The 11,657-nt window shown below is 40.7% G+C and carries 13 protein-coding genes; 12 read left to right on the forward strand and 1 reads right to left on the reverse strand.

The genetic code is table 11. From position 1 onward, the window contains the following. Positions 1-19 precede the first annotated feature (19 nt). The 7 genes from VMW39_07635 to ileS all read left to right on the forward strand — a co-directional run bounded on the left by VMW39_07635 (position 20) and on the right by ileS (position 7,039). Positions 20-199, forward strand: coding sequence for a helix-turn-helix domain-containing protein (locus VMW39_07635; protein HUW23886.1), 180 nt, complete (start codon positions 20-22; stop codon positions 197-199). A 20-nt stretch (positions 200-219) separates the two neighbouring features. Continuing rightward, positions 220-798: a PilZ domain-containing protein gene (locus VMW39_07640; GenBank protein HUW23887.1), complete on the forward strand. Its 579-nt coding sequence runs from the start codon at positions 220-222 to the stop codon at positions 796-798. A gap of 16 nt (positions 799-814) precedes the next feature. Continuing rightward, positions 815-1,495 (forward strand): YggS family pyridoxal phosphate-dependent enzyme, encoded by a 681-nt coding sequence (locus VMW39_07645; protein ID HUW23888.1) that lies wholly within the window; start codon positions 815-817, stop codon positions 1,493-1,495. Between the two features lie 22 nt (positions 1,496-1,517). After that, on the forward strand, positions 1,518-2,486 hold the full coding sequence (gene proC / locus VMW39_07650; protein ID HUW23889.1) for a pyrroline-5-carboxylate reductase: 969 nt from the start codon (positions 1,518-1,520) through the stop codon (positions 2,484-2,486). A gap of 161 nt (positions 2,487-2,647) precedes the next feature. Continuing rightward, entirely contained in the window at positions 2,648-2,917 is a 270-nt protein-coding gene (locus tag VMW39_07655; GenBank protein HUW23890.1) for a hypothetical protein, read from the forward strand. Positions 2,918-2,920: 3 nt separating this feature from the next. Further along, on the forward strand, positions 2,921-3,955 hold the full coding sequence (gene mtnA / locus VMW39_07660) for an S-methyl-5-thioribose-1-phosphate isomerase (GenBank protein ID HUW23891.1): 1,035 nt from the start codon (positions 2,921-2,923) through the stop codon (positions 3,953-3,955). 234 nt (positions 3,956-4,189) lie between these two features. Then, a complete protein-coding gene (gene ileS / locus VMW39_07665; GenBank protein HUW23892.1) occupies positions 4,190-7,039 on the forward strand; it encodes an isoleucine--tRNA ligase in 2,850 nt (949 codons plus the stop codon). Between the two features lie 2 nt (positions 7,040-7,041). Here ileS and VMW39_07670 read toward each other — a convergent pair whose 3' ends face one another. After that, on the reverse strand, positions 7,042-8,235 hold the full coding sequence (locus VMW39_07670; GenBank protein ID HUW23893.1) for a transposase: 1,194 nt from the start codon (positions 8,233-8,235) through the stop codon (positions 7,042-7,044). Between the two features lie 158 nt (positions 8,236-8,393). Between VMW39_07670 and lspA the strand changes: the two genes are divergently transcribed. The 5 genes from lspA to gmk all read left to right on the forward strand — a co-directional run bounded on the left by lspA (position 8,394) and on the right by gmk (position 11,518). Next, entirely contained in the window at positions 8,394-8,843 is a 450-nt protein-coding gene (gene lspA, locus VMW39_07675; GenBank protein ID HUW23894.1) for a signal peptidase II, read from the forward strand. Beyond that, on the forward strand, positions 8,836-9,786 hold the full coding sequence (locus tag VMW39_07680; GenBank protein ID HUW23895.1) for an RluA family pseudouridine synthase: 951 nt from the start codon (positions 8,836-8,838) through the stop codon (positions 9,784-9,786). The genes lspA and VMW39_07680 overlap by 8 nt, the downstream gene beginning before the upstream one ends. Next, a complete protein-coding gene (locus tag VMW39_07685) occupies positions 9,779-10,522 on the forward strand; it encodes a UPF0280 family protein (protein ID HUW23896.1) in 744 nt (247 codons plus the stop codon). Before VMW39_07680 ends, VMW39_07685 begins: the two co-directional genes overlap by 8 nt. A 67-nt stretch (positions 10,523-10,589) precedes the next feature. Further along, positions 10,590-10,904, forward strand: coding sequence for a DUF370 domain-containing protein (locus VMW39_07690; protein HUW23897.1), 315 nt, complete (start codon positions 10,590-10,592; stop codon positions 10,902-10,904). 5 nt (positions 10,905-10,909) lie between these two features. Further along, positions 10,910-11,518, forward strand: coding sequence for a guanylate kinase (gene gmk / locus VMW39_07695; GenBank protein ID HUW23898.1), 609 nt, complete (start codon positions 10,910-10,912; stop codon positions 11,516-11,518). Positions 11,519-11,657 lie beyond the last annotated feature (139 nt).

Below are 11,657 nucleotides of genomic sequence, written 5' to 3' on the forward strand. Positions count from 1 at the left end.
AAGAAGAGAGGAAAGAATAATGCAAAGATTAATGACTATAAGAGAGGTAGCAGATTATCTTAGATTGAGTAAAGTTACAGTGTACAAAATGACCCGCCAGGGTAAGATTCCTGCCTTAAAAATTGGGAAACAGTGGCGTTACAACAAGTCAGAAATAGATTCTTGGGTTAAGCAAAAATCGAATAGTAAGCACCATTAAATCCTGAAATGGAGAAGAGAATGAAAAGGATTTTAACTTCAACAGATAGAAGGGCATCAATAAGAGTTTTAGCAGGAATCCCTGTTAAAGTAAAAGTGAGGGATTTACCCGGTAATATTCCGACGAGTTTCTCTGCAGAGACAGCCGATTTAAGTTCCCGGGGGGCTTCTCTCCTTTTAAATAATTCTCTACCAGTTTCTTCGAGGATTTCATTAACTCTTGATTTAGCCTTTCCTTTCCCCCGGCTGGAAGCAGATGCAAAAGTCCTCTGGAACTATTTCCTACCGAGAGATAAAAAATTTAATTGTGGAGTGCAATTTTTAGGTTTAAAGAAAGAGTATAAGAGAATATTAAAAGAATTTACAAAAACGAAAAGCAGTCTTGGCGAAGCAATACCTAAACGGAGAAGAACGGAAAGAAGAACAAAGGCTGAACGAAGAACCACGGTGATACCTGACCATGCTTCCAATTGCCGGCGAGTAAGAGATAGGAGGTCTTTTGAGCGTAGACAGACTCTGGGGAGGCGCTTTTTTCGAAAATTAACAGAATCAGTTCTACAGTTAATTCTTCTATTTAAAAAGAAAGATATCGAATCTTAATGCTTATAAATAAAATATGTCAATAAGAGAGAATTTAGAAAGAATTAAAGAGAAAATCCGAGTGAAGTCAGAATTGGTTGGTCGAGATCCTCAGGAGATAACTCTGGTGGCAGTGACTAAAACAGTAGAGGCGGATAGGATTGAAGAGGCAATAGCTGCGGGAGTAAATATTATTGGTGAGAGCCGAATCCAGGAAGCGAAAGAAAAATATAGAAAAGTAGAAAGTAGAATTATCTGGCACTTGGTGGGACACTTGCAGAGGAATAAGGCAAAGGATGCTGTTAAAATTTTTGATTTAATCCATTCCGTGGACAGCGCTAAATTGGCGAAAGAGATTGACAAGCAGGCCAGAAAAATCGGGAAGATACAGAAAATCTTAGTGGAAGTGAATGTCTGGGGTGAAGAATCGAAGTATGGATTAAATCCTGAAGAGATAATTACTTTTCTCCAAGAGATTAGCGGACTTCCCAACATAAAGATTAAAGGACTGATGACCGTGGCGCCCCTTTATGAAAATCCGGAAGATTGTAGACCCTGCTTTAGAAAACTAAAGGAACTTGTGGAAGAAATAAAAACTGAAAATATAAGAAATGTGGAAATGACATACCTGTCCATGGGTATGAGTAATGACTTTGAAGTGGCCATTGAGGAAGGTTCAAATATGGTGCGTATAGGAAGAGCAATCTTCGGGCCATAAAAATAATATAAGAGGAAAAGTTATGGAACAAAATGACGAAAAATGGATGAAAGAAAAGAGAAGAAAAGGAGGAGAAAGGCGCCGTCCTGGTGGAGGAAGACCCCCTTTTGTTGAACGTCGTAAAGGAAAAAGAAGGAAAAATTCATCTGCTATGGTCCCTAAAGAGAAAAAGAACCTATGGAAAGAGAAAAGGGTGGTTTTCATTGGCTGTGGAAATATGGGTAGTGCATTAATCTCGGGAATTCTGGAGAGCGGACTGATTAGTAAGGATAAGGTTTTGGTTACTGATATTAGACCTAAGCGGCTTGAGTATATCAGGGAAAAAGAAGGAGTCTCTACTACCGAGGACAACAGAGAAGCAGTGGAGAAGAGCGATGTTATTGTTTTGGCTGTAAAGCCCCAGGTAATTGGGAGGGTTCTTTCTGAAATTAAAGATGTTGTGACAGGAGATAAAGTGATTATCTCCATCGCTGCTGGAATTACTACAGGCTTTATAGAGAAAGCTCTTGGCAAAGAAGTTTCGGTGGTTAGAGTAATGCCCAATACTCCTGCTCTGGTCAAAACAGGTGCCTCAGGTCTCTCCCCAGGTAAGTATGCAGGCGAACAGGAAGAGGCTATTGCACAACAGATGATGCGTAGAGTGGGAATTGTAGTTAAAGTTCCTGAAGAGATGCTCGATGCAGTAACTGCCCTTTCAGGTAGCGGTCCAGCATATATATTCTATATCATTGAGTCGCTAATTGAGGCAGGGATGGAAATGGGGTTATCAGAGGATGATGCGAGAAAACTGGTTGGTCAGACGGTCCTCGGTGCAGTGAGGATGGTTATGGACACAGGGGAAAGTCCTCAAGTTTTAAGAGCGAGAGTGACATCGCCTGGCGGAACAACTGAAGCTGCATTGAAATATCTTGAGGAAAAAGGATTTCAGAAAATTTTGATTGCCGCCGTGAAGGAGGCTGCTATAAGGTCAAAAGAGCTAAGCACAGGTTAAGGATGTAGCTGCAGAGCGAAGCTCTGCTTTAAATAGAGTACTGGAGCGATAGCTCCGCGTTATAATCGCGAAGCTTTGCTTCGCTACTCCAAGGACTTGTTCCCATAATTTGAAAGCTGCAATTTTAAATTTGTTATTTGAAACTTGAAAGAGGAAGTGGTATGCAATTTCTACTAAGTATTCTTGGTTATCTGATTAACTGTTTCTTAGTTATTCTGTTTATTGTAGTTTTAGCCAAGTTCATTCTGGCCAGGCCAGGCAAAGATTTAAATACCATTTTTTTGGGACCACTCATTAAGGACTTTTCAGAAATCATTTTCAATCAGGCGCGCAAGTTTATCCCGATTGAGGAAGAATCTACTCTTTCCATTACCCTTCTGGTGATATTTGTTCTACTCTTCTGGCTGGTAGGTTCTTTCATAATAAAATAAAAAATGATTAATACAATCTGCTGGAAAAAAGGCAAAGTCTATATCTTAGATCAAAGGGAACTCCCTCATAAAGAAGAAGTAATTGAGTGTAAGAACTACCAGAAAGTTGTCCTTTGTATTGAAAAGATGTCCATCCGCGGCGCTCCCGCGATTGGCATTGCTTCTGCGATGGGACTGGCTCTGGGGGCAAGAAGCATCAAGGACAAAACGAAAAGTGGGTTCTTCAAAAAATTAAAAGCAATAGCAAATCGTTTCCTACATACCCGACCAACCGGAGCAAATCTTTTCTGGGCAATTGAGAAGTTGCTTAGCTTAGCCAGAAAGAATCGTAAGAAATCTTTAGAAGAAATCAAATATATTCTTGAAAAGGAAGCCATTAACATACTAAAAGAGGACATTAAATTAAATAAGCAAATTGGCAAAAACGGACTGAAGTTAATTGATAAACCAGCCAATATTCTTACCCATTGCAATACAGGTTCACTGGCTACAGGAGGTTATGGAACAGCCCTGGGAGTGATTAGAGCAGCTTATAGCAAGGGGAAGATAAAGAAAGTTTTTGTGGATGAGACACGTCCGGCACTACAGGGAGCTCGTCTTACTGCGTGGGAGCTTGTTCATGATAAGATTCCATCTGTTTTGGTGACCGATAATATGGCCGGGCATCTTATGCAGAAGGGCGTTGTCGATTGCGTAATTGTGGGCGCCGACCGCATTGCTGCAAATGGCGATGTGGTTAACAAGATCGGGACCTATACTTTGGCTGTTTTAGCAAACCATCACCGTGTTCCCTTCTATGTTGCCGCTCCCTCAGCCACTGTTGATATGAAGACTCATAAGGGTGAAGATATTGTGATTGAACAGAGAAATTCCAAAGAAGTTCTGGAATTCCAAGGAAGGAGAATTGCTCCCAAGAATATGGCTGTGGTCAACCCTGCTTTTGACCTTACGCCACATAAGTTAGTGAGTGCTATCATAACTGAGAGAGGAGTTATCAGGCATCCCAATAGAAGAAAAATGGTCTCACTTTTCACATAAGTGAAAAGAACCTTTGTGGAAGGGGTCGCTGGAGCGACGAATAAGGAGCTCCGTGTTAGCGACGGGAGCGAGATGGTGAGCGCCCAGGATGACTGGTCCCGATGAAATCGGGACGACCGAGCGAAGCGAGGGAAAGGTGCGGACGCGAGACGGTGAGCGCCCCGGGGAACAGAGAGCGAAGCGAACGTCCCGATTTTATCGGGAAGCACAGGCTGATTCACAGGAGATTGAAAAATGGAATACAATAAAACAATAAACCTTCCCACTACCCGGTTTCAGATGAAAGCCGATTTGCCAAATCGGGAACCCCAGATACAGAAAAGGTGGGAAGAAATGGAATTATACGAAGCTATCCAGGAAAAGAATAAGAATAGACCAAGGTATATTCTCCACGACGGTCCACCTTATGCTAATGGAAACATCCATATGGGACATGCCTTAAATAAAATTCTTAAGGATATAATCGTTAAGTTTAAACTGATGGGAGGATTCAATGTTCCCTTTGTTCCTGGATGGGATTGCCATGGACTGCCTATTGAATACCAGCTGTTAAAGAGTTTGGGGCTTAGGAAAGAAGAGATAGACAGGGTTGAATTCCGCAAGAAAGCGCGAGCTTATGCGCAAGAGTTTGCTTCCATTCAGAAAGAAGAGTTCAAGCGATTGGGAATTTTTGGCGACTGGGAAAATCCCTATTTAACGATGTCCTACGATTACGAGGCTAAAATCATCGAGATATTCAAGCGTCTTGTGGGGCAAGGTTATATTTACAGAGGAAAGAAACCAGTCTATTGGTGTGCAAATTGCGAGACAGCTCTGGCCGAAGCCGAAGTAGAATATTCCAATCACACTTCCCATTCTGTTTATGTGAAATTCCCCCTCAAAAAATTGGGAAAAGATAAGGAGACTAAATTACAACTACCTACTTCCGTTCTCATCTGGACAACAACTCCCTGGACTTTGCCCGCTAATGTAGCTCTTGCTTTTCATCCACAATACGAATATGCATGGGTAAAGTTATCTCCTTCGGATTCTTTTTTAAAAAAAGAGATAATAATTGTGGCTAAAGAGTTGATGTCGAATATAATGGAAAAATTAGGGATTAAAAATTATGATATTCTGAAAGTTTGGCAGGGTAAAGATTTCGAAGGAATTGTTTGCTCTCATCCTTTTATGGGAAGGGATTCTCTCGGCATCTTAGCCGATTTCGTGACCTTGAAGGAAGGAACGGGGATAGTGCACATTGCTCCCGGACACGGGCAGGAAGATTACCAAATTGGGTTGAAATATGAGCTTCCGGTTTTAGCTCTTGTAGATGTTAAGGGAAAATTTACTAAAGAAGTTCCACAATTTTCCGGGATGGATGTTTTTTCTTCTAACAAGCTAATTATAGAAAAAATGCAGAATTCCTCTCACCTTCTCTTTTCTGAAGAGATTGTCCATACTTATCCCCACTGTTGGCGCTGCAAGAAGCCACTTATTTTCCGGGCTACGGAACAGTGGTTCCTGGATGTAGATAAAAATAAGCTCAGAGAAAGGATGCTGAAAGCAATAAGAAAGGTGGAATGGATTCCCAAAATTGGAGAAAATAGAATCTCTAGTATGGTGGAAACAAGACCAGATTGGTGTCTTTCCCGTCAAAGGTATTGGGGAGTTCCCCTTCCTATCTTCTATTGTAAAAATTGTGGGGAACCGCTAATGTCTGAAGAGAGCATAAGTGCTGTTCGAGATTTGTTTCTCAGGGAGGGAAGCGATGCCTGGTATATAAAAAGAGAAGAAGAGATTCTGCCAAAAAATATAAAGTGCCCCAAATGCAAAAAAAGAGAATTTGTTAAAGAGAAAGATATTATGGATGTCTGGTTCGATTCTGGGGTCAGTCATGAAGCTGTTCTGAGAGAGCGAGAAAACCTATCCTGGCCCGCAGACTTATACCTGGAGGGCTCAGACCAGCACAGGGGTTGGTTCCAGGCCTCGTTGATTCCTGCAATTGCCTTGGAAAAGGCACCTCCCTTTAAGAGTGTTTTAACTCACGGGTTTGTCGTTGATGGTGAAGGCAGAAAAATGTCCAAATCGATAGGTAACGTAATTGCCCCCCAGGAAATTATCGAAAAGTATGGCGCTGAGATTTTAAGGCTATGGGTTGCTTCGGAAGACTACCGTGAAGATGTGCGCATTTCTTCAGAAATTCTCGGTCACCTTGTCGAAAGTTATCGACGAATCAGAAATACTTTCCGTTTCCTTTTAGGAAACTTGAATGATTTCAATATTTCAAAAAAGGTAAAATACAAAGAGATGTCGGAAATCGATCAGTGGATGCTGCATAGATTGCAGGAATTGATTTCCCAGGTGGTAGACGATTATGAATCCTTCGAATTACATCGAGTTTATAGAGCTATCCACAATTTCTGCACCATAGAGCTTTCCTCATTCTATTTAGATGTGCTTAAGGATAGGCTGTATACTTTTGACAGAAATTCTCTTCCCCGAAGGTCGGCTCAGACGGTTCTTTATGAAATAGCAGTGAGTTTGATTAAACTCACTACACCAATTCTGTCACATACTGCCGAAGAGGCCTGGCAGATGGTGCCAGAGGTTAAGGAGGCGAGTGTCTTTTTGACTAATCTTCCTGGGGTGGAGAAAAAGTATTGGAACGAGCGACTGGCGAAAAAGTGGGAGAAGATTTTGCTCCTCAGGAAAAGTGTGGTGAAGGTACTGGAGATTGCCCGAAAAGAGAAGATTATCGGGAGTTCTCTGGAAGCAGAGGTAGACCTTTATACTCAGGAAAAGAAGTTAGCTACTCTTCTCCATAATTACCAGAGAGATTGGAATGAGATTCTCATTGTTTCTGAAGTGAAGATTCTCCAGGAAATGCCTTCAGTCTCTTCCGGGATAGGGAAGGACAAATCGGAAGTTATGATGAGAAGCGAGGAGATGTCTGAACTATATATTAGAGTGAAAAGGGCGCCGGGAAAGAAGTGTGTGCGCTGCTGGAACTGGAATCCCACTGTGGGAGAGAACAGAGAACATACCCAGCTTTGCGCAAGGTGTGTACAAGTAGTTAAGAATCTGTCAACTTCTCCTGACTGAGGTCAAGAGCTTGTAGCTGAACTCCGTCTCAATTGCTTTTTCGAGCCTTTGACATCAACGCTCGCTACTTCAGGGCTTATTGACTGAAGCCCATTGCCAATAAGAGCTTGCCTATTGACAACAAATTTGGTTGCAATATTTCGAGAACCAAGAAGATCACGATGGAGACTGAATCCACAAAAGGAGCAAATGAATTGAAGCCCATTAGATTTGGTCAAATGTCCACATTTGGGGCAGACTTGAGAGGTGTATTCGGGCTTTATTTTGAAAACAGGAACCCCAACTGCTTGAGCTTTATACTCTACAAATCTCTGAAGCTCGTTAAAAGCCCAAGAATGAAAAAAATACCTCTGCTCTTTTCTCTGTTTCGCTGTTTTTCTGATGCCTTTCAGATCCTCCATAACAATAATAGGTCTTCTGTAGCCTTTTGCAAACTCAACAATTTGTTTAGACACAGTATGGTTTCTATCAGTCTGCCACCGTCTCTCTCGTCCAGAAAGGCGTTGAAGAACTCTCTTGCTGGAACGAGTGCCCTTAGACTGAAGCCCAGATCGTGTCTTGCGGAACCGCTCTTTTTTGTGTTTAAGTTCCCCACCTTTGAAAAATTTGCACCTGCTGTTAGGAACAGAAGCAACAGCAAGGTAGCGTTGCCCAATATCTACTCCAATAACATCAACGGTTTCTTGGAGACTAATATCTTCAATTTCTTTACTCACAGAAATGTTAAAGTAATAACCAGTTCTTTTCTTAATAAGATGACCAGAACCTATCTGCCAGGAGCCATCAAGATACCGTCTCTGGTGGTCTCCAGATACAAATTCTACCTTTTGGCGTCCATAAATAGTATTAAGAGAAAGATATTGTCTGTCTATGATTTTAAAATCTCTCGGATAGTTAAGAAGAATACTCTTTCTACTGAAATTGGGAAGTTTGAATCTCTTATTTTTCCAGGCGGACTTGAAAGTAGAAGTTACCAGCCTTATAGCATTGATAGTCATTTGGGATTTAAGCCCGAATTTTTTCCTAATCTCATGATAGGCTCTTTTTTGAAGTTTAAAAGGAGTAAAGCAGAGTTTTTCTTCTATAGCTATATTAGCGATGTAGTTCAGCGCATTAGTATAAGCTTGAAAAGTATCGGATATAGTATCCGGGAAATCTTTGAGTTTGATAGAGACAGTCCTCTGTATTTTTATCATAAATGTATTATGCCGTACCTTGATGACATTGTCAAATTTTTTAAAAAAGAAAGTGGGGCACTAATTCCTCTCCACGAATGAATTGGGGAGCTTCCTTAGCGCTAATTTTGTGAAGAATCTGTGAGAGTAATTTTTTCCCACTGGAGAATAAAATTATAGTGTACTTAATTACTCTAATTCTACTATCTGTTGACCAGTTCTCTAAGTATATAATTAGACAAAAGATGTCTCTCGCAGAGTCAATTCCGATTATAAAGAGTGTATTCCACATCACTTATGTTGAGAACAGGGGCATTGCTTTCGGGCTTTTTCCTCAAGGGAGCTCTCTTTTTATCGTTATTTCCCTAATTATTATTTTAGGTATTATCTTTTTTGAAAGAAAAAAGGTTATTAAATCATTAAAGGAAAGGTTCTGTTTAGGGTTAATTTTGGGTGGTGCTTTAGGTAATCTTATTGACCGATTGAGGTTCGGGTTTGTAATCGATTTTTTAGATTTCCGCATCTGGCCTGTGTTTAACCTTGCCGATTCTGGTGTCTGTATTGGCGGCATTCTTATGGTATTTTTTCTGTTAAGGAAGCGTCCCTGTAAGGAAAGAACCGTTGGTTAGCGAGACGAAAGAATTTATTGTGCATAAGGGAGAAAAAGGAAAGAGACTCGATTTATATTTGTCTTCTTCTTTTCCTGGCCATTCCAGAAATTCCCTGCAAAAGATGATTGTCCAGGGAGATATACTGGTTAATGGCAAGACTGTTTCCAGACATTATAAAGTTAAGGAAAAAGATGTAGTAACCATAAATCTACCTCCAGTTAAGCCTCACAAGGCATTTCCTGAGAAGATTCCTCTGAATATCATCTATGAAGATAAAGCTGTAATTGTACTCAATAAACCGGCGGGCATAGTAGTCCATCCCGCATGTGGAAACTATTCGGGCACATTGGTGAATGCTCTTCTATACCATTTTCCTAGTTTAGATAAGGGAAAATTTCTCGATATTAATCGAGTGGGGATTGTTCACCGCCTGGATAAGGACACTTCTGGAGTTATGGTTGTTGCCAAAAATAACACCTCCTTGTCCCGTTTAGCCAAACAGTTTGAAAATAGAAAAGTGGAAAAGGTATACTTGGCCTTAGTTTTTGGGAAAATTATAAATCCCGAAGGAAGTATTGAGGCGCCAGTGGGGAGAAAGATTACAGACCGGAGAAAGATGGCTGTAACCTCGATAAGTAGCCGCCAGGCAATTACTGATTTTAGAGTACATGAAATTTTAGGAGATTTTACACTTTTGGAGGTAAGACCAAAGACAGGGAGGACGCATCAGATAAGGGTCCATCTGGCACACATCGGACATCCTGTTGTAGGAGATAGTGAGTATGGACGGCCTGCTCCAAAGAATTGGGGAGTGAGCCGACAGCTTCTACACGCATATAAATTGGGATTCATTCATCCTGTTAAAAAGGATTGGGTAAAATTTACTGCTCCCCTCCCCAGGGAATTCAAAAAAGTAATTGCTCAGTTAAGAAAGGATATGAAAATAGAAGGGAATGGTTGAGAAAAGAAAATATCGCGAATTGTTCAAAAGCAAAGACCTGGTGAGCTTCCGAGTTAACCAGAAAGAAACAGACATATACGTAGCTGTAAATGGTAGAGAAAAGAGAAAGCTAAAGAGTATTATCGCCAAAACAGAGAAATTGGTAGGAGATTACCGTCGGGATATTGAAAATTATATAAAGAATTATCCGATTTTTGAAGTAAGTTTTAGACCCGTGGCTGTAGATTCCAATGCTCCAGAAATTATTAAACAGATGGCCCAGGCAGCGCTACTTGCCAATGTAGGTCCCTTTGCCTCAGTAGCCGGAGCAATCGCTGGTGCAGTGGGAAGGAAATTGTCGGAAGAGATTTCCGATGTAATAATTGAAAATGGTGGAGATGTGTTTATAAAAACTAGCAAAACACGCAAAGTGGGAATATATTATGGTTCGAAAGAGATTTCTAACGGATTTGGTCTGGAAGTCCATTCTCCAGATACTCCCCTGGGAATCTGTGCTTCCAGTGGAACTCGTGGCCATTCTTTCAGTTTTGGTCGAGCCGATGTGGCCGTGGCTGTTTCTAATTCCACTGCTTTAGCTGATGCCTGTGCTACAGCTATGGGAAATTTAGTAAAGGAAAATAGAGATATCGCCAAAGGAATCAATTTTGCCAAGAGTATCGAAGGGATTAAGGGAGTAGTTATAATTAAAGGTGGTCAATTTGGATTCTGGGGTGACATAAGAATAATTAGTATTTGACATATTTTCTATTTTTAGCTATAATCAAAGTTTAGGTTTAATATGACCCTTCCCTCAGGGAAAAAAAATGGTAGTAAGATTGATTAATATAGGTTTTAATAACATAGTTGTTAATCAGAGAATTGTCACGGTAGTTAATCCTACTTCTTCGCCTGTGAAAAGATTGATAGAAGTAGCCAAAAAGAGAGGTAGTTTGATTGACGCTACCTGTGGCCGGCGTACTCGCTCAGTAATCATTACCGATAGTAACCACGTTATCTTATCCGCATTGCAACCAGAAACGATTGGTGAGAGATTTCAACAGAAGACAGAAAAGGCCAACAAGAAGATACTGTCGACTTCTACTATAACAAAGCAGTATAAATTAAGAAAACGGAAATAAAGGTAATGGCTGAATCTGGACTACTCATAATTATCTCTGCTCCTTCAGGCACAGGTAAATCGACTCTGTGCAGAAAGTTAATTAGTGATTTCCCAAACGTCTGCTATTCAGTCTCACTCACTACCAGGGTTCCCCGTCGTGGAGAAGTTCAGGGAAAGGATTACTTCTTTGTCTCCAAGAATGAGTTTAAACAGAAGATCAAAAGGGGTGAGCTTGCAGAGTGGGCATTGGTTCATGGTCATTACTATGGCACACCCAAGAATTTCCTGAAAAAGAATCTGGTTAAAGGAAAAGATGTCATATTAGACATAGATGTGCAGGGTGTGATGAAATTGAAGAAGAGGTATCCCCAGGGGGTGTTTATCTTCCTTGCACCTCCGTCATTTTCTGAATTGGAAAGAAGGATTAAGGGGCGAAGGAGTAATAGCGAAGCAACTATTAAAAAAAGGCTCACTAATGCCCGCTGGGAAATGGGACGAATAGGAAGTTATGACTATTTAGTGATTAATGACCGGTTAGTAGATGCTTTTACAAAGGTTAAATCCATTATACTGGCTGAAAAGAGTAAAGTAAAAAGGTCGAAAAAAAAGATACAAAAATTGAACCTTCTGTAAGAAAATGTGTAAATCTGGCTAATTCTGGATTTAGTAGGAGTAAAAAGAATGGAAAAAGACAAAGCTAAACCTTCGCTGGATGAATTGTTACTCGATAATGTATCTAATAAATACAGGTTGATTATTTTAGCCTCGAAGT

The sequence above is a fragment of the bacterium genome, assembly GCA_035530055.1.
Taxonomy (GTDB): Bacteria; UBA6262; WVXT01; order WVXT01; family WVXT01; genus WVXT01.